At 42.1% G+C, this 26,257-nt stretch carries 23 protein-coding genes; 10 read left to right on the top strand and 13 right to left on the bottom strand.

The annotated features are described in order from the left end of the window. Nucleotides 1-221: 221 nt before the first annotated feature. The 4 genes from purB to BLP85_RS02495 all read right to left on the bottom strand — a co-directional run bounded on the left by purB (nucleotide 222) and on the right by BLP85_RS02495 (nucleotide 4,045). Nucleotides 222-1,610, bottom strand: coding sequence for an adenylosuccinate lyase (purB, locus tag BLP85_RS02510; protein ID WP_092818558.1), 1,389 nt, complete (start codon nucleotides 1,608-1,610; stop codon nucleotides 222-224). A 63-nt stretch (nucleotides 1,611-1,673) separates the two neighbouring features. After that, a complete protein-coding gene (gene hflD, locus BLP85_RS02505) occupies nucleotides 1,674-2,405 on the bottom strand; it encodes a high frequency lysogenization protein HflD (RefSeq protein ID WP_086195683.1) in 732 nt (243 codons plus the stop codon). 16 nt (nucleotides 2,406-2,421) lie between these two features. Next, a complete protein-coding gene (mnmA, locus tag BLP85_RS02500) occupies nucleotides 2,422-3,555 on the bottom strand; it encodes a tRNA 2-thiouridine(34) synthase MnmA (RefSeq protein ID WP_092818557.1) in 1,134 nt (377 codons plus the stop codon). Between the two features lie 4 nt (nucleotides 3,556-3,559). Then, a complete protein-coding gene (locus BLP85_RS02495; RefSeq protein WP_092818556.1) occupies nucleotides 3,560-4,045 on the bottom strand; it encodes an NUDIX hydrolase in 486 nt (161 codons plus the stop codon). Between the two features lie 270 nt (nucleotides 4,046-4,315). Here BLP85_RS02495 and BLP85_RS02490 point away from each other — a divergent pair, with 270 nt between their 5' ends. Continuing rightward, nucleotides 4,316-5,530, top strand: coding sequence for a DnaJ domain-containing protein (locus BLP85_RS02490; protein WP_092818555.1), 1,215 nt, complete (start codon nucleotides 4,316-4,318; stop codon nucleotides 5,528-5,530). Nucleotides 5,531-5,541: 11 nt separating this feature from the next. Then, complete coding sequence (locus BLP85_RS02485; RefSeq protein ID WP_092818554.1) at nucleotides 5,542-6,195, top strand: hypothetical protein; 654 nt, start codon at nucleotides 5,542-5,544, stop codon at nucleotides 6,193-6,195. A gap of 156 nt (nucleotides 6,196-6,351) precedes the next feature. Here the strand turns inward: BLP85_RS02485 and BLP85_RS02480 are convergent, their stop codons facing one another. From BLP85_RS02480 to BLP85_RS02460, 4 genes are all read right to left on the bottom strand, one after another. Continuing rightward, complete coding sequence (locus BLP85_RS02480) at nucleotides 6,352-6,882, bottom strand: gamma carbonic anhydrase family protein (protein ID WP_092818553.1); 531 nt, start codon at nucleotides 6,880-6,882, stop codon at nucleotides 6,352-6,354. Nucleotides 6,883-6,975: 93 nt separating this feature from the next. After that, nucleotides 6,976-8,124: a D-alanyl-D-alanine carboxypeptidase PBP5/6 gene (dacC, locus tag BLP85_RS02475; protein WP_092818552.1), complete on the bottom strand. Its 1,149-nt coding sequence runs from the start codon at nucleotides 8,122-8,124 to the stop codon at nucleotides 6,976-6,978. Between the two features lie 118 nt (nucleotides 8,125-8,242). After that, nucleotides 8,243-8,632: an MCR_0457 family protein gene (locus BLP85_RS02470; protein WP_092818551.1), complete on the bottom strand. Its 390-nt coding sequence runs from the start codon at nucleotides 8,630-8,632 to the stop codon at nucleotides 8,243-8,245. 246 nt (nucleotides 8,633-8,878) lie between these two features. Next, nucleotides 8,879-9,253 (bottom strand): MCR_0457 family protein, encoded by a 375-nt coding sequence (locus tag BLP85_RS02460; protein ID WP_092818549.1) that lies wholly within the window; start codon nucleotides 9,251-9,253, stop codon nucleotides 8,879-8,881. A 110-nt stretch (nucleotides 9,254-9,363) separates the two neighbouring features. On the opposite strand from BLP85_RS02460, the gene surE reads away from it, so the two are divergent. From surE to BLP85_RS02445, 3 genes are all read left to right on the top strand, one after another. Continuing rightward, nucleotides 9,364-10,134 (top strand): 5'/3'-nucleotidase SurE, encoded by a 771-nt coding sequence (gene surE / locus BLP85_RS02455; protein ID WP_092818548.1) that lies wholly within the window; start codon nucleotides 9,364-9,366, stop codon nucleotides 10,132-10,134. A gap of 116 nt (nucleotides 10,135-10,250) precedes the next feature. Continuing rightward, complete coding sequence (locus BLP85_RS02450; RefSeq protein WP_092818547.1) at nucleotides 10,251-11,060, top strand: peptidoglycan DD-metalloendopeptidase family protein; 810 nt, start codon at nucleotides 10,251-10,253, stop codon at nucleotides 11,058-11,060. A gap of 93 nt (nucleotides 11,061-11,153) precedes the next feature. Continuing rightward, nucleotides 11,154-12,083 (top strand): LysR family transcriptional regulator, encoded by a 930-nt coding sequence (locus BLP85_RS02445; RefSeq protein WP_092818546.1) that lies wholly within the window; start codon nucleotides 11,154-11,156, stop codon nucleotides 12,081-12,083. Between the two features lie 56 nt (nucleotides 12,084-12,139). On the opposite strand, the gene BLP85_RS02440 is transcribed toward BLP85_RS02445, so the two are convergent. After that, nucleotides 12,140-13,351: an aspartate aminotransferase family protein gene (locus BLP85_RS02440; protein ID WP_092818545.1), complete on the bottom strand. Its 1,212-nt coding sequence runs from the start codon at nucleotides 13,349-13,351 to the stop codon at nucleotides 12,140-12,142. A gap of 163 nt (nucleotides 13,352-13,514) precedes the next feature. On the opposite strand from BLP85_RS02440, the gene grxD reads away from it, so the two are divergent. Further along, nucleotides 13,515-13,856: a Grx4 family monothiol glutaredoxin gene (gene grxD, locus BLP85_RS02435; protein WP_086175639.1), complete on the top strand. Its 342-nt coding sequence runs from the start codon at nucleotides 13,515-13,517 to the stop codon at nucleotides 13,854-13,856. Between the two features lie 66 nt (nucleotides 13,857-13,922). On the opposite strand, the gene BLP85_RS02430 is transcribed toward grxD, so the two are convergent. Next, nucleotides 13,923-16,562, bottom strand: coding sequence for a Lon protease family protein (locus tag BLP85_RS02430; protein WP_092818544.1), 2,640 nt, complete (start codon nucleotides 16,560-16,562; stop codon nucleotides 13,923-13,925). A 183-nt stretch (nucleotides 16,563-16,745) separates the two neighbouring features. On the opposite strand from BLP85_RS02430, the gene BLP85_RS02425 reads away from it, so the two are divergent. From BLP85_RS02425 to rpmE, 4 genes are all read left to right on the top strand, one after another. Next, entirely contained in the window at nucleotides 16,746-18,908 is a 2,163-nt protein-coding gene (locus tag BLP85_RS02425) for an AmpG family muropeptide MFS transporter (RefSeq protein ID WP_092818543.1), read from the top strand. A 288-nt stretch (nucleotides 18,909-19,196) separates the two neighbouring features. Further along, the gene (gene gloA / locus BLP85_RS02420; protein ID WP_092818542.1) at nucleotides 19,197-19,598 is read left to right on the top strand and encodes a lactoylglutathione lyase; all 402 of its coding nucleotides are present in this window, start codon (nucleotides 19,197-19,199) and stop codon (nucleotides 19,596-19,598) included. A 258-nt stretch (nucleotides 19,599-19,856) separates the two neighbouring features. Beyond that, complete coding sequence (locus BLP85_RS02415) at nucleotides 19,857-20,855, top strand: bile acid:sodium symporter family protein (protein WP_092818541.1); 999 nt, start codon at nucleotides 19,857-19,859, stop codon at nucleotides 20,853-20,855. 203 nt (nucleotides 20,856-21,058) lie between these two features. Further along, a complete protein-coding gene (gene rpmE / locus BLP85_RS02410; RefSeq protein WP_001200845.1) occupies nucleotides 21,059-21,283 on the top strand; it encodes a 50S ribosomal protein L31 in 225 nt (74 codons plus the stop codon). Nucleotides 21,284-21,370: 87 nt separating this feature from the next. Here the strand turns inward: rpmE and BLP85_RS02405 are convergent, their stop codons facing one another. Genes BLP85_RS02405 through epmB form a run of 3 tightly spaced genes read right to left on the bottom strand, consistent with a single transcriptional unit; the run spans nucleotide 21,371 to nucleotide 26,239 of the window. Continuing rightward, the gene (locus BLP85_RS02405; protein ID WP_092818540.1) at nucleotides 21,371-23,482 is read right to left on the bottom strand and encodes an EAL domain-containing protein; all 2,112 of its coding nucleotides are present in this window, start codon (nucleotides 23,480-23,482) and stop codon (nucleotides 21,371-21,373) included. Beyond that, nucleotides 23,464-25,209, bottom strand: a complete 1,746-nt coding sequence (locus BLP85_RS02400) for a GTPase (RefSeq protein WP_092818539.1) — start codon at nucleotides 25,207-25,209, stop codon at nucleotides 23,464-23,466. The genes BLP85_RS02405 and BLP85_RS02400 overlap by 19 nt, the downstream gene beginning before the upstream one ends. A 13-nt stretch (nucleotides 25,210-25,222) precedes the next feature. Beyond that, nucleotides 25,223-26,239, bottom strand: a complete 1,017-nt coding sequence (gene epmB, locus BLP85_RS02395) for an EF-P beta-lysylation protein EpmB (protein WP_092818538.1) — start codon at nucleotides 26,237-26,239, stop codon at nucleotides 25,223-25,225. Nucleotides 26,240-26,257 lie beyond the last annotated feature (18 nt).

Here is a 26,257-nt window from a genome sequence, read left to right as displayed (position 1 = left end):
CGTTTAGAAAAACCTTCACGTAACAAAGTATAAATCTGATATCTTTCTTCTTGGGTAAGATGAGTGTAGTTCATGATGCAACTTTGACTTTGGTCGGTCGGAAGCAAAATGCTAGCTCATCTTGCTTCCTTCCAATAATTTAATCTCTGTTGCACTTCATTTGAGAATCTAAGCTAATAAAAAAGCGAAGCCGAAGCTTCGCTTTTTAGATTTATTTCGAATTAAATTTTTGAGATTAAATCTTTAATCTGTTTCGCTTGAGTTGACGCATTACCTGTATAAGTTGCAGGTGTCATTGTCGCAAGACGGGCACGGTCAGCAGCAGGAACGGCTTCTAACTCGTTACCATTCACGAAGTTCACCATCATGTCGCGAGTCATGGCCTGACCACGAGTCAGTGCTTTCAGTTTTTCATATGGTTTTTCAACTGCATAACGACGCATTACCGTTTGAATTGGTTCAGCAAGCACTTCTTGAGCGTGATCCAGATCTTCCAGAATACGGTCAGCATTCAATTCAAGTTTGCCAATACCTTTAGAACAAGCTTCGAAGGCGATCAAGCTTTGTGCAAAACCGACACCCATGTTACGAAGTACAGTCGAGTCAGTTAAGTCACGCTGCCAGCGAGAAATAGGAAGTTTTTCGCCCAAGTGTGCAAGAACTGCATTGGCAATACCCAGGTTACCTTCAGAGTTTTCGAAGTCGATCGGGTTGACTTTATGCGGCATGGTTGAAGAACCCACTTCACCTTCTTTCAAACGTTGTTTGAAGAAACCAAGCGAGATGTAACCCCAAACGTCACGGTTAAAGTCGATCAGGATGGTGTTGAAACGACGTAACGCATCAAACAGTTCCGCCATGTAGTCATGCGGTTCAATTTGAGTGGTGTACGGGTTGAAAGTCAAACCTAAAGATTCAACAAATGCTTGTGAATGTGCAGGCCAGTTGATTTCCGGGTAAGCAGAGTAGTGTGCGTTGTAGTTACCTACAGCACCGTTAATTTTACCTAGAAGTTCAACCTGTTTGAACTGTTTGATTTGACGCGCTAAACGGTAAGCCACGTTTGCCATTTCTTTACCCAAAGTGGTTGGGCTGGCAGTTTGACCGTGGGTACGAGACAACATTGGTTGTTCAGCGTGTTGTTCAGCCAAAGCAACGATTGAGTCGATGATTTGCTGCATTGCAGCAACCAGTACTTCACGACCATTTTTCAGCATCAATGCATGAGACAGGTTGTTGATGTCTTCAGAAGTACATGCGAAGTGAATGAATTCACCGGCATTTTTCAATTCTTCGATATCAGCAATCTGTTCTTTAAGAAAATATTCAACTGCTTTAACGTCATGGTTGGTGGTACGTTCAATTTCTTTAATGCGGTTGGCATTGTCTTCAGAGAAGTTGGCCACAATCGCATCAAGTGCAGCATTGGTTTCTGCGCTGAAAGCAGGAACTTCAGTGATTTCAGGACGGTTTGCAAGCGCTTGTAACCAGCGAACTTCAACAGTCACACGAGCGTGGATTAAACCAAACTCAGAGAGGAAAGGACGCAAAGCATCACATTTGCTGGCGTAACGTCCATCTAATGGAGAAAGTGCGGTTAAAGCGTTCATAGCGATTCCTTAAACTTTGGAATTAAACGTAAAGCGAATAATAAAAATTCGTTCATGATCAGGTTAAACCACCTGATACTGTAAACGGGCAAGATCTTGAATATCCTGGAGTAGTTTGCGCTTGCTAAAAATCATGCCCCATGAGCTGCCACCTAGCTGACGCCATAAGTGCGCCAGTTGCAGGCCAGTAAACAGGGAAGCGCGAATTCGGTTGGTATGTGCACTATCTTTAAATGCTTCGGCATTGCCCTTGACCATAATCCGCGGATTAATCTGTCCGGCAGTGTCTATATAGGTTTGGGCAAGGTTGGCAATAATGCTGGGATGCAGATAGTTATTATCGAAAAAAGACAGCTGTTTGAGAATTTTTTGTTGTGATTGTTCAATAATTTCAACAAATTTTGGATTGCTATAGACTTTTTTCTCTAACTGCAACAGTGCCATGGCATAGCTCATCGGCAGCTTGGCGTTGGAAAATTTCGGCAAACGCGACTTGGGAGAAGGATTAAAGGGTTGGGTAATGCTGCTTTCTAAGGTTTTTAAACCGAGGGAAATATCGGCCAGTTGATTAAAAAAGTCTAGGGTTTGACAGGATTCATTGGAAGTAGGACGGATATTCAGGCTGGCCTTAATCAGTTGTTCTAAATAGAAGCTGCCATTTTCACCAATACTGTGTTGTCCTGACATGGCTGTCATATGGGTCAGCTGTGTCGACTGGAACACAGCTGCCAACGCCAAAGCACGGTTCTGACGTACATTCAAAGTCCGAGGCTGTTGAAAGGGTAACTCAGCCATGCCTATCGCTTCCTTTTTAAATAAAATCAGGTTTTGGTGCATTGGTATGATGAATCACACCGCCACCTAAACAAACTTCATCTGCGTAGAACACTACACTTTGTCCTGGAGTCACCGCACGTTGCGGTTCGTCAAATTCAACACGTACGCCATTTGGCATATCGGCATCTTTATAAATGACACAAGCCTGATCTGGCTGGCGATAACGGGTTTTAGCCGTACAACGGAAACCTGTTGCCGGAATATCCTGCTCGCCGGCGACCCAATCAATCGCTTCACTCCAAAGTATAGTACTTTGCATCAGTGGATGCTCATGACCCTGACCAATAACAAGGCGATTGTTTTCAATATCTTTATAAAGCACAAACCATGCGCCTTCAGCTTCGCCTTTCAGACCGCCTAAGCCGATGCCGCCGCGTTGACCGAGCGTATAGTACATTAAGCCGTGATGTTCACCAACCTCTTTGCCGGTATCCAGTAAAATTTTTCCGGGTTGGGCTGGAAGATATTGTTTTAAAAAGTCATTAAAACGGCGTTCGCCAATAAAGCAGATTCCGGTGGAGTCTTTTTTCTTGGCGGTTGCCAAGCCCAATTCTTCTGCAATTTTACGTACTTGTGGCTTTTCAATTTCACCGACAGGGAACAGGGTCTTGTTAATTTCACGACCATGTACTGCATGCAGGAAGTAAGTCTGATCTTTGTTTTGGTCAAATCCGCGTAACAAAGGCGCGTATTCTTCACCGCGCGAGTTGGTCATGGTTTCACCGCGACGGCAGTAATGACCAGTGGCAATAAAGTCTGCACCCAAATTCACGGCATGGTCTAAAAAGGCACGGAATTTAATTTCTTTATTACATAGAATGTCTGGGTTAGGGGTACGGCCAGCCGCATATTCAGCCAGAAAATGCTCAAACACGCGATCCCAGTATTCCATGGCGAAATTGGCGGTATGCAGTTTGATGCCAATTTTGTCACACACGGCTTGCGCATCGGCAAGGTCTTCCATGGCCGTGCAATATTCCGTGCCGTCATCTTCTTCCCAGTTTTTCATGAAAAGACCTTCAACCTGATAACCCTGTTGAAGAAGAAGTGCTGCAGACACAGATGAATCTACACCACCAGACATACCGACGATGACACGTTGTTGCATAGGATTAAGCATCCAAAGTTGTAAATAGGGGAGAGTTTTGGTGCTCGTAAACGAGCGATAAAGGATATTTTTGACCGGATAAGGCATCTTTCACGGCTTTAATCACTAAAGGACTACGTGCGCGTGCAGATTCTTCCAGTTCGTCCAATGTCATCCAGACGGCACCCACGATTCCAGTATCCAGTTTTGCCTCTGCATGATGATGCAGATCTTTAGCCAAGAAGCAGAAACGGAAATAGGTACGGTCAGGGAACATCGGGGGAGTATAGGTATATATGCCAAGCAGGTCTGTAATTTCTACTTCATGCCCGGTTTCTTCCATGGTTTCACGAATGGCTGCCTGTATAAGCGTTTCGCCACATTCGACATGACCCGCAGGCTGGTTAAATACAGTATGCGTTACCCCTTGAGTATGTTCTTCAACAAAAAGGAATTTTCCATTTTTTTCAATAACAGTGGCGACGGTAACGTGGGCAGTCCAAGCGGTCATAGAAAAGCACCATGGGATAAAAGGGGTATTCTACAAAATTTAGCGCGTGGTGGCTATGACGGGAGGGGATTTCTTTGTGTATTAGAAAAATGATTAACTCATTTTAGAATCAAAAAGGCCACTGTACTTGATGAACATTGAACTGTGTCAGAAGCTTATTCTATGACTCAATTACGTTATCTAGGATTAAAAAAATATGAAAAAGATAGTAAATTTTGTGGATAAATCATTATAATTGGAATACTTTTATATTTATAATTTATTTTTTTAATGATTGATTTTTATGATTTATTGGGTGTTGATAACAATGAAATTAGCCAAGAAATTAAAAAGGCGTATCGAAAATTAGCTCTTAAATATCACCCTGATCGCCATCAAGGTAATAGTCATGAAGCAGAAGAAATGATGAAACTGCTAAATGAAGCTAAAGATGTATTGCTCAATGATGAAAAGCGTGAAGAATACGACGCTGCACTTTATTCATTCCAGCAATTTAAAGCCCGTCAACAGCAAGAAGCTGAACGTAGACAACGTGAACAGGCAGAACAAGCTGCACGTAAAAAACGTCAACAAACCGAGCAAGCCGAACGAGAAAAACAGGAACAAGCTAAGCGTCAACACCAAGCCAATGCCGAGCGTGAAAAACGTGAACAAGCTGAACGTGATCGACAAGCGCAAGCACAGCAAGAAAAACAAGAACAATCGCAACGCCAACAGCAAGAATCACAGAGCAAAGAACGACGCCGAGAACAATACCGTAAAGAACAACAAGCACAACGCAAACGTGAACGGGAAGAGGCTGAGCGCAAAGCACGTGAACGTGCTTGGCGTGATAAAGAATTTGAAAAGCATAAACGTGAATACGAAGAACAACTCGAAAAAGAACGTCAAGCCAAAGCCCAACGTGATGAACAGATTAAAGAGTCGATTCGAAAGCAACGCTTACGTGAAGAAGAAGATCAACGTCGAGCCAAAGCAGCACGTCTAGCAAAAGAGGCAGAAGAAAAGCTCAAGCAAGAAGCTATAGCGCATGCATCAAAAAAACGGAAACGCATCTTATTGGTTTTGTGTGTAATAGGATTCGTTATAGCTTTTTATGTGTATCAAAAGAACCATACGCAAAGCGATTATCTTGATGATCCTTATGCAGCGTATGGCTTTGATGAAAGTGCAGAGGAGGTTCAACTTCCACCTGATTTATATGATGAACCAAGTGAAAATGAATTGAATGAACAGGGTGTTCGTCAACAGGAACGAGATCAACACCAAATACATGTAGATGACTCAGATAAACATGCAAACACCGCTGCTGATGTGATCAACATGACAGCGGACGTAGCAACGACAGCAACCACTGATACGGCACCAACGGTTGAAGCACAAACTGTACCTATACAGCCAAAGATTGAAAAACCACAACCATCTGCAACAGTAAAGAAAAAGGAGGATGGTTTAAGTTTAGGCAATGATGATTTTTTTAATTAAGAGGAAATAAGATGATCAAACCATTAAGCTTAGCTTCACTTATGACGTGTAGTACATTGGCATTTGCCAACGAGCAAAAAATTGAAATTAAAAACAGCTTAAACGTAGAAAGCTTGATTAGCGAAGAAAGTAAATATATCGATGTGTTTAAAGCCATTACAGATGACATGATGAAAAATGGTTTTTATTTTAAAGTGGGCGGTAAAAAAATCGATCAAGATCGTGATGGCTATACTTTTGAGGTGCAAGATATTGAACTATTTATGAAGCGTAGTGCCATTAAACGTAATCAACAAAGAGCCAAAGTGGTGAAATCGACCGTACTCTATAAAGGTGCTGTTAATAAATTGAACTATAAGGCTGTGATTGGGCCAGATCTTAACCGCCCACGTGTTTGCTTTAAAATGGATTTAAGAGACAAAGAAGACAACACACTCGGCAGTTTTGGACTTATGCCAATGCGTGTGATTAATATGGACTACTTTGTGCCACATAAATATTGGGGCTATGAGCCAAGCAAACACATTCTGGAAGAGTTTCAATCTACGGAAGATGTTAAAATTCGTCTCTATAGAGACAAGATCACGCTCAATGTGCAATTGGAGCATTTGGCTTTGATTCATTCGGTCACATTCAGACAAGAGATTTGTAAGCCACTTGTATAGCTAAATCATAATATTGAAGCTACATCATATTGATGACACGATGTAGCTTTGTTATGCGTATTTTTATAGATGGCACTATTAAATTATAGCACTGAATGTTTTTTACTTTTGAAATGGATTGTACTTTTTTATTAATAAACGCAGCATCCTGATGCTCTATTTATAATTCCCCGCCACCTTCACATAATGCCGTGCCGAATAAGGCAAAAACTCTTTTTCTTTATCGGTTAAAGGGCGGACCTTTTGTACCGGACTGCCCACATATAAATAGCCACTTTCCAGACGTTTACGCGGTGGTACCAAAGAGCCTGCGCCAATCATTATATCGTCTTCAATAATGACATCATCTAAAACGATGGTGTTGATCCCCACCAATACCCGATTGCCAATGCTACAGCCATGTAAAGTCACATGATGGCCAATGGTCACATCTTCACCAATAATTAACGGTGAACCTTCAGGTTTATCGGCTTTTTTATGGCTGACATGCAGCATGGCATGATCTTGCACATTGGAATTTTTACCAATACGGATATGATTGACATCACCACGAATCACGGCAAACGGCCACACCGAAACGTTTTCAGCAAGTACCACATCGCCAATCACGACAGACATGTCATCGACATAACATGAGTCATCAATCTGCGGTGCAATATCTAAATAGGGACGAATGTTTTTAGCCATGTGAGAGTTTCAGTCTGTGGGTTTCAAGCATTATAAAATAAAAAAGCACCCAGACCGAAGTATGGATGCTTTAACTTAAGTCTAAAACTGGGCTTAGAACAAGTTTGCAAAGAATTGCTTGATGTGATCAATCATTTTGGCAAAGAAACCGGCTTCTTCAACAGCCTGAAGGGCAACAAGCGGTTTTTCCGCAATCACTTTACCGTTCAAGGTAGCCACATATTTACCTACCACTTGACCTTTTTTCAAAGGTGCAGTCAGTTTAGGCTGAACCACCAGTTGAGTTTTAATGGCATTGGCTTCGCCTTTAGGCATGGTCACGTTAAAGTTTTCTGCCAGGCCAATTTGAACATCATTGCTTTTGCCATACCAGACTTTTGATTTAGCCAGAACCTGATTGGCAGGTTGAACTTTTACGGTTTCAAAGTTTGCATAACCCCAAGCCAAAAGTTCACGTGTTTGTGATGCACGCTCATTCATGCTTGGTGCACCAAAAATCACGGAAATTAAACGTAATGGACCACGTTTGGCAGAGGTAGTTAAGCAATAACCGGCTTCTTCAGTATGGCCGGTTTTTAAACCGTCTACGCTCGGGTCAGTATAAAGCAAGGCATTACGGTTACCCTGTTTAATGCCGTTAAAGGTAAATTCTTTTTCAGAATAGATTGGATAATACTTTGAACTGTCATGAATGATATGTTGCGCAAGTGTCGCCATATCTTTGGCAGTCGAGTAGTGACCTTCAGCAGGCATACCCGTTGCGTTGATGAAGCTGGTATTGGTCATGCCAATACGTTTTGCTTCCTGGTTCATCATGTGGGCAAAAGTACCTTCATTGCCGGCAATATGTTCTGCCATGGCTTTAGAGGCGTCATTACCAGACTGGATGATAATCCCGCGCAGCATTTCCAGTGCCGTTGCAGTACCGTTAAGCGGGACATACATACATGATTCCGTGCTGCTGCCACGACACCACGCAGATTCGTTCATGCGAACTTTTTCATTTTCAGTCAGTTCACCGCTCAATAACTTCTGTTCGATGATGTAACTGGTCATCATCTTGGTCATGGAGGCTGGTGCTAATTTTTCATTTTCATTTTTTGATGCGAGGATTTGCCCTGTCTCATAATCCATTAAAACATAAGATTTATTATTGAGTTCTGGCGGTGCAGATAAGACAGTTGCTGCGTATGTGAAGCTCGGCAATAGTAATAATGCAGCAAGGGCGCTTTTGTGGGTCATTCTGGGTGGTTCCAATATCTTAATAATAAGCACAAAGAGCTTTGCATTTTAGGACAAAGCAAAGCTGACTTCTATGGGGGAAATCAGCTTATTTCAAAAGTATTGTAACCAATTTGTGTTATTTGCTGTATGTGGTAAGTTCTTGGCAAATTTCCTGGTTTTTTGCGTCACCTGCTTTTTTCGCATCCGTGCGTGCTTCAGCTAAAATAGGTTTAAATTTTTTCTCTTTACTGAGTTTAGCCAGGCTTGAAACCGCATTATTTTCGGCAGGTAAATATTCCTGTGCCAGCTTGGCATATCCTTGTTCAAATTTAGCATGATCTTTCACTAAACCTGGACATACTTCCGAGAGTACATAAATGGCAGCCAGCTCTTGCTGGGTGATTTTTTGTAGCGGAGTCACTTCAATATTTTCATCTTTTTGTGTGGCTGCGTGAGTCATGGAAAGAGCCATTGCGGCAGTGGTCAACAGTCCCAAAGAAAGTGACTTAAGCATAAATAATTTCATTAAAAAGACCTGAATGATTTAAAAACATCACAATAAAAATAAGCTTAACGATAATAAGCTTAACGATATTTTTCGTAATTGTAAGTACATAAATGTATTGAAGCTGTTGAACATGACCCGGTTTATAAAAAGAGTTGGAGCTGAGAAAAGCATCAAAAAAAAGCATAAAGAAGAAACTTCTTTATGCCGATGATCATTGTAAATGTTCAAGATTATGATGACTTAATCTAAAGCCAGTGTTCTATATCAAGCCTGATAATTGACCACATCATCACAAACCGATTTTTGCTCATCCTGGCTGGTTTCTTTTGCCGCCTGACGGGCTTCATTCAGTACAGCCTTATATTCTGAATCTGCTTGAATTTTATCGAAAGTCATTGATTTATCGGAATAGTCTTGCAGATAGGCTTGAATCAACAGCTGAATGTTTTGATCAAATTTTGCATTTTTACCAATAATGGCAGGGCATACTTCAGCCATCACCTGAGTTGAAGCAAGGTCTTCTTTCACAATCGTATTGGCTTCTTCTAAAGATAAGCCGTCATTGGCTAACACACTAGAAGATAATAATGCCGCAATGCCTAACCCCAATAAGCCACGAAATGATATGCTTTTAGTCATTTTTAAATCACACTTTTTGAATGGATGTTGAGCGTCAAATATATATAATTTTCTATACAATTCAATCAAATGTTCTGATTAGTCATTTTTAACCGTTAAGAGATGTTGTAGTGAATATATTAATTGCCAATGATGATGGCGTTTTTGCTCCCGGTATTCAAGCATTGGCTCAAGCCCTGGCTCCGCTTGGCCGTGTAGTCGTTGTTGCTCCTGAAAGTGAACGCAGTGGTTTTTCCAGCGCCCTGACTTTAGACCGTCCTTTACGGCCTGTTCAGATTTCAACCGATGTTTGGGCGGTCAATGGCACGCCTGCAGACTGTGTATATCTGTCAATGAACGGCTTATTTGATTTTGAATTTGATCTGGTGGTCAGCGGAATTAACAGTGGAGCAAATCTGGGTGATGATGTGCTTTATTCAGGCACCGTCGGAGCCGCCTTCGAAGGCCGCCTGATGAAACAGCCGGCTATTGCCGTATCTATGGCCGGTCCCAATGTGCGTTCCTATGACAGCCCGAATGATTATGCCGTGGCAGCAAAATGGGTACATGATTTCATTGTCCAGGGGTTGCCGATTTTACCGCCTCGTCATATTTTTAACGTGAATATTCCAGATATATCTGAATTGAAAGGTTCGAAAATTACCTATCAGGGACGTCGCAGTCAATCTAAACCAATTACCAGTCATGTAGACCCACGTGGACGTCAGGTTTATTGGATTGGATTGTCAGGAGAGGCAGTTGCTGAACCTAAAAAAGGTTTAACTGAAATCGAATCGGACTTTTTTGCGGTGGCAAATGGTTATGTCAGTATTACGCCGATTCAAATGGACGCCACAAATTATGAGATTTTGCACACATTACACGCACAGTTTTCTAAATAGTGTCCAGTAGTGTTATAACTTTGTGAAAAAGCGGAATTGAACATATTTTTCAGATGCTTTTTTGCTAATCTTAGCGCAAACCAATAAACAGACTTAATGTGTAGAGAGGAAGATTAATGCACTTGGTGTCACCGTATCGCATATTTGCTGCGCCTGCAGGCTTGTTGAAAACCATGGTGTTGTCTACAGCTGTTATTGCCACAGCCATTTTGAGTGGTTGTGCTTCAAAACCACAAGTTCATAATGCAACACGTTACGCGGCTGCGCCAGATTACTATACTGTTCGGTCTGGAGATACATTAAGCGGAATTGCTGCACGTTATGGTCTGGCTTATACCAGTGTGGCTGATATGAATGATATAGCGGCACCCTATCGCATTTATGTCGGTCAATCTTTGCGTTTAAAGGATTCAGGCTCACGTCGGACGACCACTACACAAGCGGTGACCCAGGCGGCACCGATTCAGCGCCAAACCGTTCAGCTTCCGACTGCACCGGCTAAACCTGCTGTTCCGGTAACTACGACAACTGCACCCGTGGCATCTTCGCAAGTTTCTGCTTTGCGCTGGGTAAAACCAAGTAATGGCCCAGTTATTGCAAGCTTTAATGTGGCTGCAAATGTAAAAGGTATTCGCTATGGCGGGAATACGGGTGATCCTATTTTTGCAGCGGCAGATGGTCAAGTGGTCTATGCAGCAGATGGTTTGAAAGAATATGGCAATTTAATTCTGATCAAGCATATCGATGGCTACATTACGGCTTATGCCCACAACAGTAAAATGAATGTGAGCAGTGGCCAGAATGTGACAGCCGGGCAGAAAATTGCTGAAATGGGTTCAACAGGAACCAGTCGCACCATGCTGGAGTTTCAGGTACGTTTAAATGGCAAACCTATCAATCCGACCATCGTTTTACCAATAAATTAAATTTTACAAATACAAAACATAAATTTCACCGTATAATACAATGAGTTGCTTTTATCGGAAAGATAAAGTAATCATAAGTTCAGAGGGAAATTTATGTTAGATCAACTTCGAGCAATGGGTGTGTTTGCTTGTGTTGTTGAAAAAAGCTCGTTTAGCGGTGCTGCACGTGAGTTAGGAATCACGACCAGCGCCGTGAGTCAGCAAATTCGTTCTTTAGAAAATGAAATGGAAGTCACACTTCTACATCGATCTACGAGAAAATTAAATTTGACTGAAGCCGGACTGGCCTTTTTCCACAGCTGTCAAGAAATGCTTGCCGCTGCAGAGCGTGGGAAAATCCGTATCAACGAGTTACGCGATGACTTGGTAGGGGATTTACGCATTGCCACAACCCCGGAACTTGGTGCGAATCATGTGATTCCTGCATTGTCTCACTGGATGCAGGCACACCGTGGTTTAGCTGTCCATGTAGAGGCAGATAATCAATATATTGATTTAATGGAAGGGCGTATTGATATTGCCTTGCGCATGAGTCCAAAAATAGAAGATCATCATTTGAATGTGATGCCTCTGGCTCTGGTAGAGCAGGTGTTGGTGGCTTCTCCAAGTTATTTGAATCAGTCGGCGCCTGTATCGCGGCCTGAAGATTTAAACCATCATGACCTGATTCCAATCAATATTATGAAAAATTATCAACATTTTTCATTTCAACATGCGGCGTCAGATAAAACAGTGAATCTGGAAATGAAATCACGTTTAAGTACCAATAACGTCCTGGTGGCAAAATCATTATGTTTGCAAGGACATGGTATTGCACGAATTTTATATCTGGATGTACAAAAAGATTTAGTGAATGGCTCGCTGGTGGAAGTTTTACCAGAGTGGAAACTAGAAAATTTCACCTTATATGCCATCACAGCAAAAAAAGATCAGCAGCCGATGAAGGTTCATCGCTGTTTAGAGGCATTAAAACAATACTTTAGCCAGTTACCCGGCGGAAGAATTTACCAGACAGTCTCATAAGAATAGAGCACAAAAAAAAGCCGCGATCAGCGGCTTTTTTAGATTGGGTTGAAGGCTTAAGCCAAATAATCCTTGATCATTTTAACCAGGCGTTCAATCAATTGATCTGCCTGTTCTTGGTTAATGTTTAGTGGCGGTAATAAACGGATGACAGAACCGGCAGTCACATTGACAATTAAATGATATTCATCACGTGCTACATTGACCAATTCTCCACAGGCTTTTGGTAACTCAATACCAATCATCAGACCAAAACCACGAACGCTAACGTTTTGATCAGCCAGTTGCTGGGTCAACTGCTCAACGATATAACTCCCCATTTTTGCAGCATTTTCAACCAGATGTTCTTTTTGAAGGGTATCAATAACCGTATAAACCACACGTGAACCCAGGGCAGTACCACTATAAGTAGAACCATGGTTGCCAGCCGTTAACACACCGACGCCGCGGCCTTGGGTCATCACTGCACCAATCGGAAAACCATTGCCTAAACCTTTGGCAGTGGTGAGTACATCGGGAACAATATTGGTGTGCTGGTAAGCAAAGTATTTACCGGTACGGCCATTACCCGTTTGAACTTCGTCCAGCATCATCAGCCAGTTGTGCTGATTACAGATTTGACGGATTTCTTCCAGGTAGCTAAAGCCTTGAGGGGCAGTATTGACGCCACCTTCACCCTGAATTGGTTCAACCAGAATTGCCACGATGTCTGGATGCTGAATTGCAGCTTCTTCAATCGCTTCGATATCACCAAATGGCACACGGATAAAACCTTCAACCAAAGGCGCAAAACCTTCCTGAACCTTTTTGTTACCCGTTGCTGAAAGGGTCGCCAGGGTACGGCCATGGAAAGAATGATCTGCCACAATAATTTTTGGGGTGTTGATCCCTTGCATATGACCAAATTTACGCGCGATTTTAATGGCACCTTCATTTGATTCTGCACCACTATTGGAGAAGAAAATTTCTTCCATGCCGGAAACTTCTGCCAGTTTTTGTGCAGCAGCCGTTTGCCAAGGCACTTCAAAAATGTTGCTGGTATGCATCAGGGTGGCGGCCTGTTCGGCAATCGCTTCAGTGACCGCAGGGTGTGAATGACCCAGGCCACATACGGCAATACCGGTTAAGGCATCTAAGTATTCAGTACCATCTTCAGTATAAAGATAAGAACCTCGTCCTCGGACAAAGCTGATCGGCTGACGGCCAAATACCGGCATCAAATGAGATGGTTGATCAGTTTGCACAGGAGCAAGGGTAATGTTATTCATGACTAACTCTTATCTGTTAGGAGGGAAAAATAAAAGTTTATATAAGCAAAATCCAGAACAGAATAAAAGCCCAAATGTAAATAAAAATGGATTTATTGCTTTAGAGATACTGTTTCGTCCAGTTTTGGGTATAATGCGAAGCAGATTAGTTGAGGATTTATCAATGACTGAACAAGTACGCGATACTGAAGCGTTAATTCGTGACCAAATTGCTAAACATGCAGTGTTACTTTACATGAAAGGTACACCACAATTCCCACAATGTGGTTTCTCTGCACGTGCGGTAGAAGCACTCAGTCAAATTGGTCGTCCATTTGCTTATGTCAATATTTTGGAAAACCCGGATATTCGTGCAACTTTACCGAAAATTGCCAACTGGCCTACCTTCCCACAATTGTGGATCAATGGCGAATTGATCGGTGGTAGCGATATCATGTTGGATATGTTCCAAAAAGGTGAGTTAAAACCTTTGGTTGAACAGTACAGCCCGGCACCTGAAGCTTAATTCAGTGTAATGATGCGGTATGAAAAAAAGCGCCTTGAAGGCGCTTTTTTTATGTCTTAGAAAATGTCAGCGATCTTCTGATCTGTGGTTTGGATCATTTGCAACAGTTTCAGCCGATGTGGCTGATCCCGTTTCATCCGTTGCTGCTTCAGTTTTGGACTTTTTCTTGTCTTTCTTCTTTTTTTTCTTTTTCTTCGGCTCTTCTTCGAGTTCGGCACCATCTTCCAGCGCCTGCCAATATTCTAACTGATCCATGACCGCCGCATAAATTGAACCTTTACTGTAACGACCTTTTTTATTCAGTGTGCCTACAGGACGTGCCATTAAAAGTTCTAAAGCCTGATCAATGGTTTCAATGGCGTGAATATGGAACTGACCTTGGGCTACGGCTTCAATTACATCATGACGCAACATCAAGTGTTCCATATTTTGATAAGGAATAATTACCCCTTGTTTGCCAGTCAAGCCTTGCAATTTGCAGGCATCATAAAAGCCTTCAATTTTGGCATTGACACCGCCAATCGGTTGAACCTGACCCAGCTGGTTCATGGAGCCGGTAATGGCCCAGGACTGGTCAATCGGTAACTGGCTAATGGCAGAAATAAGGGCAGAAAGCTCAGCCACGGTTGCACTGTCGCCATCGATCTGACCATAACTTTGTTCAAAGGCGAGGGCAGCTGAAAAATGCAGCATCTGTTCACGGCCAAAATGCGCTTTCAGGAAACTGGACATCAGCAATACGCCTTTGGCATGCAGTGAGCCGCCCAGTTCAACACTACGCTCGATATCCAGAATGTCACCGCCACCTTGATAGACCGACGCCGTTAAACGTGAAGGCAGGCCAAATTCAACATCGGCATACTGAATCACCGACAGCGCATTGATCTGACCCAAACGATGACCTTTGGTTTCGATGAGCTGCGTGCCACGTGTTAAATCTTGCCAGTACAATTCACGTAAATAACCCAAGCGATACTTGCGATGATCAAGTGCGGTATTGATATGTTTTTCAGAAACGGTTTTGTCACCGGCTTGCGCTGCATGATGATGGGCTTCGCGGATCAGGTCACCCAAAGTTAAGGCATGCAATGACAATGAGCTTTGGTCTTCCGCCTGACGGCTTGAATCGGTGAGTAGTGCAGCCAGCGCAGAACGGTCGAAAGGCAAGAGTTTATCGGCCTGAACATAGTCTGCAATCAATTGCATATAGGCTTGTTCGTTAATGTCATTACGTTGTAATGTGTCGGTGAAATCGGCCCGAATTTTAAACACGCTGCCAAGCTCAGGTTCCAGTTCCAGAATTTCATAATAAATTTCAGGTTCTGCAAGCAAAATCACTTTAATATTTAATGGAATAGCCTCTGGTTCGATGGAAATGCTGCCGGTTAAGGTCAGCATATGTTCCAGCGACGACAGCTTTAATTTTCCGGATTTCAAGGCACGTTTTAGCCCTTGCCATGCATAAGGCTGTTCCAGCAGTTGTTCGGCTTCAAGCATCAGAAAACCGCCGTTGGCCTTATGCAGTGAACCTGGACGAATCAGGGTAAAGTCGGTGGTAATGGTGCCATTTTGAGTAAGCTGTTCCACATGTCCCAACAAGTTGTAGTGGGTCGGAAAATCTTCGAAAATGACAGGCGCACCGCTATTCGGCTTATAGGAAACGATGATATTGGCCTGATAGCGTGAAGGCACGCGACTGAAGATGCCCGGAGCAAAATCATCCTCTTCTTGCTCAAGGATAATTTCTACATTATTGATGATATCTTCCGCATAATATTGCAGATATTCAGTCAGGCCATCGACATCTGGGTATTTGTTCTGAATCAGGTCAATGCGCGGCATCACCACTTGCTTGGCAATATCGCGGTTGAGATGCTGGACCTGATCCCGTGCGTCATCTTCCAGGTCACCCAAATGCAAGCCCAAACGCTCCAGCTTTTTATTCATGTAGCGGATGTTCGAGGCAATCTCTGCGCGCTGTTTGCTATCCAGGGCATTAATGTCTTCTTTGGACATTTCCTGATATTCATTGTCTTTCAGATGAACCGGTACGAAGCAGTGTTCATCATCTTGTGAAATCAGTTTTAAATCAAAGTCTGCACCTTCTTTGGTCAGTTCGACTAGGGCCGATTGCTGTTCATCGCCAGTTTGCTCGCGAATCATTTCAATACGGTTGTGGTAGGTTTCAGCCGTAAAGCGCCGTTCCAGCTGTTTTAAAATGGTTTGCCAAGTTTGATGCAGCAAGGCCTGGAATTTAGGCGCTTGTCCTGGTGGAAGTTCAAGTGCAATCGGTTGACGGGGGAACTTGAAATTATTGACATAGACCCAGTCATTTGGGGTTTGCATGGTCTTGGCATGTTGTTGCAGTAAACGCTTGATCATGGTGCGTTTACCCAAGCCTGCCGTACCGACTGCAAAAATATTATAGCCCGAGTAAGGCAGGGCGATGCCTGCTTCAACCGAGGCACGTGCGCGATCTTGCCCAAGAAAGTCATTGAGCGGTTTGATTCTTCGTGTTGACGCAGGAATTTTTTCAAGATTGGGAATATGCGTCAGTTGTTTGGGATGAAGCTGTGTTTTGGTCAGGGTGTTTTGAATTTCCGGTTGATCGAATGCTGAAATTAAACTGCTTGGTATAGGGTCTGGTTGAGTCACTGTAGTTGTTGCAGATAATGAAGAATTCATTTGATCGAGTTTTTGGGGCACTGTTTAAATCCAAAACTAAAATATTGCAATAGAGATTTAAAGGTATACAGGTTTAGTTGAAAAATTCAAGCGCGCAGGTCGTTTTTATCGACAAAATAAAATAATGATTTCACAATTATTGTTGAAACTGAACTTATTAAGCGTTTGAATAGCAGCATTCAGTTTTGCAGAAAAAACAACGTAATGACAACACAATCTCCAGGGTGGAAATCTGCCTTTACTGCTTTTCTCGATCGTCGTGCACTGATCATGCTGTTTTTAGGCTTTTCAGCCGGTATTCCCATTCTTCTAATCTTTTCCAGTCTGTCCTTATGGTTGGGTGAAGCCGGCATTGAAAAAAGCGCTGTGACCTTTTTTAGCTGGGCAGCACTGGGCTATTCATTCAAGTTTGTCTGGGCACCTTTAATTGACGAGTTGCCGGTGCCTTTCCTGACCAAAAAGCTGGGACGACGTCGGGCCTGGTTGCTCATTGCGCAAGTTTTAATTATCAGCGCTATCAGTATTATGGCTTTTTCTAATCCGGCACTTGGTCAGGGCTATTTGTATCAGATGGCAGCAGGCGCCGTGTTACTGGGTTTTTCTGCAGCGACTCAGGACATTGTGATTGATGCCTATCGTATTGAACTGGCTGAAACTGAAATGCAGACAGTGCTTGCCTCGACTTATAATGCAGGTTATCGCATCGGGATGATTGTAGCTGGAGCCGGTGCGTTGTTCCTTGCAGCATCGCTTGGCACGGCCAAGGGAAACTATATTTATAGTGCATGGAAAATCACGTATTTGGTTATGGCCGCAGTTATGCTGGTGGGCATTATCACCACTTTCGTGATTCGTGAACCGCAGGTGGATCGTAGCTATAAAGATTATAAGCGTAGCGATTACTATCGTCTGGTGGCTGTATTTTTTGTTGCCGTGATTGGCTTTGTCGTGAGCTATATTTTTTCTGGAACTTTAACCGAATCTATTAAGGCACAATTTTCAATTACCGATTCGTTCCTGTTGTTCTGCTTTGAAAGCCTACGTTTTATTGGATCTGCTGCGGTAGCCGTATTGCTGGGCACATTATTGGTCAAAATGGGTGCGGTCAACAAGCAAATGGCGATGGAAACCTGGATCAGCCCAATTGCCGATTTCTTTAAACGCTATGGCCTAAAGCTGGCTTTGGTTTTGCTGTTGCTCATCGGTTTTTACCGTATTTCGGACATTATTGCCGGTGTGATTTCCAATGTGTTCTATCAGGATTTAAACTTTAGCAAAGAGCAGATTGCCGAAGCGGTAAAAATTTACGGGGTGATTTTCAGCCTGGTTGGTGGTTTCCTGGGGGGCTTGCTGGCACAGCGCATGAACATTATGAAACTGATGTTTGTCGGTGCAGTTCTGGCCAGCTCAACTAACCTGATTTTTATCGGTTTGGTCAAATCCGGTCAGCCGACCCATGATGTTCAAGTTACGGTAGGTCAGCATAAGTATCAGGTTCAGTCGGATGAGGTGGGTTACTGGAAACTGAAAGTGCCGAGTCAGGTGTTGGCCCAAGCCAATGCCGTACAGGTTCAAGTCCAATATGACGATGATGCCCAGCCGCCAGTCATGAGCGCTGTACCTTATTTAAAACAGGATGCTCAGCAGCAGGGTGCTCAATCGGGCATGATGCAAATTCTGCCGGTGACCAGTGATAATGTGATTACTGCACATGAACAAGAGAACAGTCTGGTGGTGCGTGGCCAGTATTTTGGACAACCATTGACTGAGACACAAAAAATTGTCTTGCATTTGGATAAACAGAAATTTGATGCCAATCTGGACAAGACAGGGGTATTTAGCACCGCTATTCCCGCGGAAAGCCTTGCAAATTCAGCATCAAAACAGCTTGTGGCTGAAGTGATCGATAATGACAAAGCGATTTTAAGCACACAGCATCGCTATACGGTCGATATGGGTTCAGCCACAGCAAAAGGTCTGGATATTGATGTACAGCCTTTAGCGGCAGTCAATGCTCAATCAACTGACGATGTTGAAATTAGCGGCAAGGTGATTAAACCTTATAGTTCACTGTGGCTATATTTTGCCATTATTGTCGATAACCTGGCATCTGGATTGGCGGGTGCAGCATTCATTGCATTCTTGTCCAGTTTAACCAGCGTATCTTTCACGGCAGTACAATATGCCATTTTCAGTTCACTGATGACTTTAACGCCGAAGATTTTAGGTGGCTATTCAGGGACTATTGTGACCAATATCGGTTATCCGAATTTCTTCCTCATGACCACGCTGATTGGCATTCCCATTTTAATCCTGGTGGTCTGGGTGGCGAAGTTATTGCGTGAACATCAGCAACAGTCGAGCTAAACTCAAATTTAAAAAAAATGAACGAACAACCCATTTGTCTTGAGGATGAAATGGGTTTTTTCTTGAGCTAAAAATTGTGGTAAGGATTCAATTTTATCTTGTAAATAGCCTAAGCAATGACTCCATCCTTACGGCGCGCTGTGCTGTTAAGCATAATATGATTTAAAAATGTCAAAACAACAGGGAAGTGGAACAATAAATGATATCCACCGCCAGATTGCTAAATTGAATTTTCCACACCAAGTCCCTATAGTGTCTGTAAAAATGGAAAACATAGGAAAATGAATTATGCGCATGCTGCATACCATGTTACGTGTAGGCAATTTGGAACAATCTTTAAAGTTCTATACTGAAGTACTCGGTATGACTTTGCTTCGTAAACGCGATTATGAAGAAGGCCGATTCACTCTGGCTTTTGTCGGTTATGGCGATGAAAAAGATCATACGGTACTGGAGTTGACCCATAACTGGGACACAGAAAGTTATGAGCTGGGAAATGCTTATGGTCATATTGCCATTGCGGTTGATGATGCCTACAAAGCCTGTGAAGAGATTAAGGCACGTGGCGGTAAGGTAGTGCGTGAAGCTGGGCCAATGAAGGGTGGTGTTACCGTGATCGCTTTTGTTGAAGATCCGGACGGCTATAAAATTGAGCTGATTCAGCAAGATGTTAATGCCAGAAATAACTAATAGATTTCTTTCATCATTATTCACATCTTTTGTATTTTTCTGCCTGAGCTGAATTGAAATGTATTTCAAGTCTGCGCAAGAGAAATAAAAAGAATTGATGAAAGAAGTCTGATCATAAAGTGATATAGATAAACTAAATATTCAACATTGAGTTGAAAAACTGGCTTTATTTATTTAGCCCAGTAAGATGAAACTTTACCAGTAGGTAAATTCACTTATTGGGCTTTTTAATATTTTCAATGATTACAGGAAGTAGCGATGTTAAAATTATTGGCATTGGATCGCTTTACTATTTTGTTGATTGTGATGGTGATCTTGGCAAGCCTTCTGCCTATATCGGGGCTGGCTGCGGATATTTTTAGTGTAATCACCTCGGTGGCAATTGCGATTCTATTCTTTTTGCATGGGGCAAAACTGTCCCGAGAAGCGGTGGTGCAGGGCATCATGCACTGGAAATTCCATGTGGTGGTGTTTGCTTTCACTTTTGCATTATTTCCGCTTTTAGGTCTATTGGCCAAGCCGCTTCTTTTACCGATGTTGGGCAAAGAGTTGTACTGGGGCTTCCTGTTCATGTGCTTCTTGCCATCAACCGTGCAATCTTCCATTGCATTTACCTCGGTGGCAAAAGGCAATGTCGCCAGTGCAGTGTGCAGTGCTTCATTTTCCAATATCGTCGGCATGTTTATTACCCCTGTATTGGTGAGTTTCTTTATTTTAGGTCAGTCGCAACATGGCTTTGATCCTACATCCTCAATTCTTCAAATTACCTTATTGTTACTGGTCCCATTTATATTGGGGCAAATATTACGCCCTTATGTTTATCCGTATATGTTGAAATTGCCCAGTATTGTCAAAGCATTCGATCAGGGTACTATTTTGATGGTGGTGTATGGGGCATTTAGTGGGGCTGTGGTCGCCGGTTTGTGGCAAGAAGTCAGCTGGCAAACATTACTGGCTTTGACGCTGGTCTGTTCAGTATTTTTGACCATTATCATGCTACTGGCTTTATATATTCCGAAATGGCTGGGTTTTAACCGGGAAGACCAAGTCGCGATGTTCTTTTGCAGCTCCAAAAAAACATTGGCCAGTGGGGTGCCGATGGCACAAATTCTGTTTATTGGGCAGCCGTTGGGTATGATTGTTCTCCCTATTATGATTTTTCATCAGATTCAGCTCATGGTCTGTGGAGTCATTGCCAACTACTGGTCAAAACATCCTGCAGATGAGCTTAACGCGATAGAAGAATGTAAAGAATAATTCGCTATCTGTTATTTTTTCCCGTATAATTGCGCCCACTTGTTGTGCTTAGCTCTGACGGTATCCGTCTCGGTGGGCCAAAAGAATGGTCTGTTGTGGTGTTGGTCTAGCTTTTTCCTGGATTAAGCTTATTCCTCATGAATCATGAGAGTGATCAATTGCGATGACAGCATAAGCCTTTCTTAACTTAGGAGTAATCGACGATGCGCGCCGATATTCACCCAAAATATGAAAAATTAGTTGCTACTTGTTCATGTGGTAACGTAATCGAAACTCGTTCAGCGCTTGGTAAAGAAACAATTTACCTAGACGTATGTTCAGCATGCCACCCATTCTATACTGGTAAACAAAAGAATGTGGACACTGGCGGCCGTATCGACAAATTCAAACAACGTTTTGCTGGTATGTCACGTTCTATCAAACGTTAATACCCAAAATGAAAAAAACGGGCTTCTTGCCCGTTTTTTTATGCCTGTCATTTCATCAATGACTCAATGACAAACTTTGTACAAGACCTATTGGTCTTGTACATCAATCAAATGATCCAGTTTTTTCTGGAAATAATCGCCCTGAATAAAACGTGCATCCACATTCCAGGCATTTGCAAACAGGGTCATGTCATTCAGGTCACGCAGCATGATTTCGCCAGGTTTGATTTCCTGGAAAGCGCTCAGTTTTTCCTGTAACTCCTGGGTCGTTTTTTCTGCCTGCAACATTTTGGTCAAATTCTGATGCAAGGTTAAACAATTTACATCCAGTTGACGTAACATCGACTCGCTATAAATGGTATTACCAAAGTCTCTGAGGGAAACTTCAGCACCAAATTGACGTAACTGGGCAATATACTTTTGGGCATCTGAAATATTTTGACTAATATCTTCTTCCGAAAATTGTAAAATTAACGGATGCTTCAATTTACTGCGCACAATGGTAATGAGTTTTGAAATAAATTCAGGGAAAGTGCGATCGTGTAATAGAACCGCTTTATTCAGATTCACAATCAATCTTGCTTCAGGATATTGAGTAATGAAATTATGCAGTTGTTTACATGACTCCACGAGTATCCAGCGATCCAGTTTAATAGATAATTCAGGATCTTCTGCAAGTTCTCTTAAACCTGCCAAATCTTTCCAGGTATTCTCATAAATAAAGCCACTGGTCACTTCATAAGTATATAAATTGGTGTCTTGCTTATCGTAAAGTTGCTGATATTTAAGATGAATTTCACCACGATCCAGACTTTGTTGCAAGGCTCGGAGTAGGGCTGCTTCAGGCGAACTCGGTGCTGCCTTAATTTCGGGCTGGTGGAGATCAATGCTTGGAATGACTAATGGTGTTTCTAATTCAAGTGCTGGAGTCGGCTGATTTTCTGGTAAAACAGTCTTATAAGCTGAAGCAATAAATTGTTCAAAATGTTTTTCATCGCGTATTTCAGTATCTAACAGCGTATAGCCAATTCTTAGATTAAGCGGATAAGATGTTTGGTTAATCGACAGCAATTGCGGTTTTTTCAGCGAGCTTAAACCGATAAGTTTTGACTCTAACTTGGCTTTGGATTCAGCTTGGAACAAAGCAACGTAAATTCCAGAACTCATTTCAAATAAGGGAACATGAGTTTGTTCTTTTAAAAATTCCTTGATATTGCTGAAATACTTTTTGAAAGTATCCCATTCACCTTCAAAAATGCTGTCCGGGCAGGAAGTCAAGGAGAATAGAACTAATGCATTGATATCAGAAGGCTGTTGAGTAATTGTGCGATTAATCAGCTGATAAGTATTCGGCTTTGGAGCATCAGTCGGAGAGGTCGCCTGAGCTGATGGTGAAGAGTCAATATCAACGGTAATTTGTACCGCATCTTCTTCATCCGTAGAGGGCAAAAACTCGATTTTAAGCGGGTTGGGAATAGAGACCTGATCATTGAGGCTGTTGATTTCAAAACGCCCCAAATCAAACTGACCTTGTGAAATTTTTTTAAAACGTAGCTTAAAGTCATTTAAATCTTTAGGCTGAAGCAGATCCAGAAGGGGAAGTCCAACAATCTCATCTTCATTCTTAATTCCAAAAAGTGCTAAATATTCAGGGTTAGCCTGAACATGAATACCTTCCTGAATTAATGCAATGGCTTTATTGCTCTCTTGAACTAAGGACTGGGCATGCGTTTGAGCTGTTTCTAGCTCTTCCATTAAATGTTGTTGCGTCAGGACCAAACGACTGAGTGAAAGTGCACGTAAAAGCCCGAGATAAAAACGATCTGGATAATCCAGATTAAGAATGTCATAGACGCCTTTACGAATATATCCCGCATATTGATCAGCTTGATAATCATCAGGCTTGAGCAGGATCATAGGAAGGTTGGGTTGCTTAGACAGACGGATTAAGCTTAACGCCTGTTCATATTTCAGGTCATAAGCACGGCCAAAAATCACCAGATCCCATGGATGATGTAATTGTTTTTCAAAATTTTGTAAGTCATCCAGCAAGGTAGCATGTACCACATGTTCACTTGATGTTAAAAGGTCACGAATTTGGTTAAAACGGATCTGATTGTCATCGATAATGAGTAAACGTGTTTCAGTACGCTTTAACTTTTTGGACAATAATGGATTTCTCACTTCAATGCTTCCCATAAATCGTGATTCTTGACTTCATTCGTTTGCTTATTAATAAAGTTCTTGATCAGGTTTTCTTGATGCTCATTCAGTAATTCGAACTCAAAATGAATAAAACTTTGTGTAATGATTTGTGCTTTGGTTAAATAAATTTTTATTTCTTCTTGTCCCAAGCGCAGATGAATGGTTTGTTTTTCTCTAAACATATGTGAACCGGAAACGATCAGGCTGGTGGATACCTCATCAAGCTGGCTAGACTGAACGATCAGGGCAGGTTGGTAGTTATGGCTATGACGATCAGTTTTGATCATGACAGCACAAGGGAATAAATCTTGTGCCAGGACTTCCAGTCCCAGTTCCAGGCTTTTGGCTGTGGACTGCTTGATCCAGCGGATCACACCACCACGCCAGGGACTGTGGGTATTTTCCTGAATTAAAATAAATTCGCCGGTTTTCAAATTCGAAGGTGCAGCGCCATTCCATTTAATTCTGTAACCATTGACACTGATGTCCAGAACTTCTGCGGGATAAATTTGTTTGGCTTCCCGGTCTAGAGTTTTCGCCGTCGTCATTTCAGCAGGAATATTCGAATTCATCGAATTAATAAAGCTGCTTTCATTGTGGAACTGATAATTGCCATCTAGATCCAGAGTCTCATGAAAGTTTTTGCCCTTAGACAGGTAAAAATGTGCCACTGAAAGACTGAAGCAGATTTGTAATTGTGCAGAATATTCATAACGCTCATGACGACGTTCCGTATTGGTCGTAAGCAGATTGTGAATATGGAAATGCAGCGCCGGCGTTAAGAATATCTTTTCATTACGCGATAGATAACCCGACTTTTTGGTTTGGGTTTCCGAGAGGTGATCTAATAAATTTTGCGTTGAAATATAAATGGTTGGTTTATATAAACTGGATTGATTGACATTGAAAACAGGGGGATAGTCTTTATGAATATCGACAATATAACGAGAAAGCGTCGTTTCCTTAGGTAATATATGGACCAGTTTTGCCCAGTCGAAACTGCATAAATATAAGCCCTGCATTTCAGAAGGCCGAATTTGATGGGTATTCAGAATTTCCAGCAACACCAGTTGTGAATAAGCCTGAGCAACGGTTTGTAAAGGATGTTGCGTGTCTAAAATCTGGTTAATATTGGTTTGATAAAAATTATTTTTAATTGCACATTCAATCAGCTGATGTGCAATTAACCATTGTCCAAATAAAGGCGTGCTATACAGCAGATGCTGTTGATAAAGCAATAAAGACAGCTGCTGCAAGGCATAATAAGTAGACACGATTCTGGCAGTCTGCAAACTTTTCTTCTGGTTGAATGCAAATAGAGAAAACTTTTGCATGCTGAGCTGGGTGTTGCAGCGTTTTGAAATATCGATATAAATTTTAGCAAAATGACTACGTAACAGCATCGCCAGTTCAATAATCTGGTCACTGCGGTCATTGCTCGCCAGCCCCTGATTGAAAAAATGCTTTTCCAGACTGCTTAAAACGTTATCCAGGGTCGGATGCAGGATTTGAATCAAGTCAAAACGCAACATTTCCGGACATTTAAGTTCTGATATTTCCAGCAATGCATTGAAAAGTTCTTTAGAAGAATTCCCCAGTTGAAGAATGGATAAATTGGATACCCATTCTTGTAATCCCTTTGCATTCGTTGGGCAAAAGCTTAATTTTTCCAACTTTAACTCTGTTGGTGTTTGGAAGATATCTGAATTACTCATAAGCATCGTTATTATTAACTCAAAAAGTTGAAACTCCAAAAAGCGGTGTTTTATTTTTCTCGCCCGCTATTTCCCTAACGAGTTTAGGAACCAAATATCCCGGCAGGTTCTCTAAAACCTCTTTATATATCAGATTAATTTCTTCAGGACTTAAGTCAAAATGATGGGCACCTTTTACTTTATCTAATACGTGTAAATAGTATGGCATCACACCTGCATCAAACAGGCGGTAACTTAAATCCACTAACAGTTGCGCAGAATTATTAACCCCTTTTAATAAAACTGCCTGATTCAGCACGGTAATTTGTTGTTGAACCAACGCTGAAAGTTTGGAACAGGTAAAATCGTCCAGCTCAGCGGCATGATTTGAGTGTACCACTAGAATAATGCGCAGCCTACTGTTTTTTAACAGGGAAATCAGCTCATTGTCGACACGGTTGGGGATTACGATCGGAACCCGTGAATGAATTCTCAAAAATTTAATTTGCGGCATGGACTCAAGACGATCAATCCACAGTGCAAGTTTTCGGTTGGACAGGGTAAGCGGGTCGCCACCGCTCAAAATAACTTCATTTATATCTGGTTGATTTTGAATGTATTGTTTAATATTTAGCCAGTCTTCGTTTTTTGGCAGGTTTTCTTGATAGGGAAAATGACGGCGGAAACAGTAACGACAATGAACTGCGCAAGCACCGGTTAAGGTGAGTAAAAAACGCGATTTATATTTATGTAATACGCCTGGCTGCTGATTGGCCTGTTCTTCACTTAAAGGATCAGTCACAAATCCAGGATGATCTTCAAGTTCCAGATGGTGGGGCAATATTTGTAACAGCAAAGGGTCAAGCGGGTCACCAATGCTCATTTTTCCGACGAACGCACGTGGAACACGCAACTTAAACTTTTCAGAAGCCAGGATTGCCCCTGATAATAATTGATCAGGCGAGAGCTGAAGCGTTTCAAGCAACTCTAAAGGGTCCGTAATCAGGTCACTCAGTTGAGATTGCCAGTTTTGCTCTTGATACAAATAGTTTATCATGCCAGATGTTAAAAATAA

The organism is Acinetobacter kookii (genome assembly GCF_900096895.1).
Taxonomy (GTDB): Bacteria; Pseudomonadota; Gammaproteobacteria; order Pseudomonadales; family Moraxellaceae; genus Acinetobacter; species Acinetobacter kookii.
This window is presented reverse-complemented; position numbering and strand designations above follow the sequence as displayed.

Excerpts from the sequence above, each read along its gene's own strand:
- purB (WP_092818558.1), bottom strand. The coding sequence starts at position 1,610 with ATGAACGCTTTAACCGCACTTTCTCCATTAGATGGACGTTACGCCAGC.
- hflD (WP_086195683.1), bottom strand. The coding sequence starts at position 2,405 with ATGGCTGAGTTACCCTTTCAACAGCCTCGGACTTTGAATGTACGTCAG.
- mnmA (WP_092818557.1), bottom strand. The coding sequence starts at position 3,555 with ATGCAACAACGTGTCATCGTCGGTATGTCTGGTGGTGTAGATTCATCT.
- BLP85_RS02495 (WP_092818556.1), bottom strand. The coding sequence starts at position 4,045 with ATGACCGCTTGGACTGCCCACGTTACCGTCGCCACTGTTATTGAAAAA.
- BLP85_RS02490 (WP_092818555.1), top strand. The coding sequence starts at position 4,316 with ATGATTGATTTTTATGATTTATTGGGTGTTGATAACAATGAAATTAGC.
- BLP85_RS02485 (WP_092818554.1), top strand. The coding sequence starts at position 5,542 with ATGATCAAACCATTAAGCTTAGCTTCACTTATGACGTGTAGTACATTG.
- BLP85_RS02480 (WP_092818553.1), bottom strand. The coding sequence starts at position 6,882 with ATGGCTAAAAACATTCGTCCCTATTTAGATATTGCACCGCAGATTGAT.
- dacC (WP_092818552.1), bottom strand. The coding sequence starts at position 8,124 with ATGACCCACAAAAGCGCCCTTGCTGCATTATTACTATTGCCGAGCTTC.
- BLP85_RS02470 (WP_092818551.1), bottom strand. The coding sequence starts at position 8,632 with ATGAAATTATTTATGCTTAAGTCACTTTCTTTGGGACTGTTGACCACT.
- BLP85_RS02460 (WP_092818549.1), bottom strand. The coding sequence starts at position 9,253 with ATGACTAAAAGCATATCATTTCGTGGCTTATTGGGGTTAGGCATTGCG.
- BLP85_RS02450 (WP_092818547.1), top strand. The coding sequence starts at position 10,251 with ATGCACTTGGTGTCACCGTATCGCATATTTGCTGCGCCTGCAGGCTTG.
- BLP85_RS02445 (WP_092818546.1), top strand. The coding sequence starts at position 11,154 with ATGTTAGATCAACTTCGAGCAATGGGTGTGTTTGCTTGTGTTGTTGAA.
- BLP85_RS02440 (WP_092818545.1), bottom strand. The coding sequence starts at position 13,351 with ATGAATAACATTACCCTTGCTCCTGTGCAAACTGATCAACCATCTCAT.
- grxD (WP_086175639.1), top strand. The coding sequence starts at position 13,515 with ATGACTGAACAAGTACGCGATACTGAAGCGTTAATTCGTGACCAAATT.
- BLP85_RS02425 (WP_092818543.1), top strand. The coding sequence starts at position 16,746 with ATGACAACACAATCTCCAGGGTGGAAATCTGCCTTTACTGCTTTTCTC.
- gloA (WP_092818542.1), top strand. The coding sequence starts at position 19,197 with ATGCGCATGCTGCATACCATGTTACGTGTAGGCAATTTGGAACAATCT.
- BLP85_RS02415 (WP_092818541.1), top strand. The coding sequence starts at position 19,857 with ATGTTAAAATTATTGGCATTGGATCGCTTTACTATTTTGTTGATTGTG.
- rpmE (WP_001200845.1), top strand. The coding sequence starts at position 21,059 with ATGCGCGCCGATATTCACCCAAAATATGAAAAATTAGTTGCTACTTGT.
- BLP85_RS02405 (WP_092818540.1), bottom strand. The coding sequence starts at position 23,482 with ATGGGAAGCATTGAAGTGAGAAATCCATTATTGTCCAAAAAGTTAAAG.
- BLP85_RS02400 (WP_092818539.1), bottom strand. The coding sequence starts at position 25,209 with ATGCTTATGAGTAATTCAGATATCTTCCAAACACCAACAGAGTTAAAG.
- epmB (WP_092818538.1), bottom strand. The coding sequence starts at position 26,239 with ATGATAAACTATTTGTATCAAGAGCAAAACTGGCAATCTCAACTGAGT.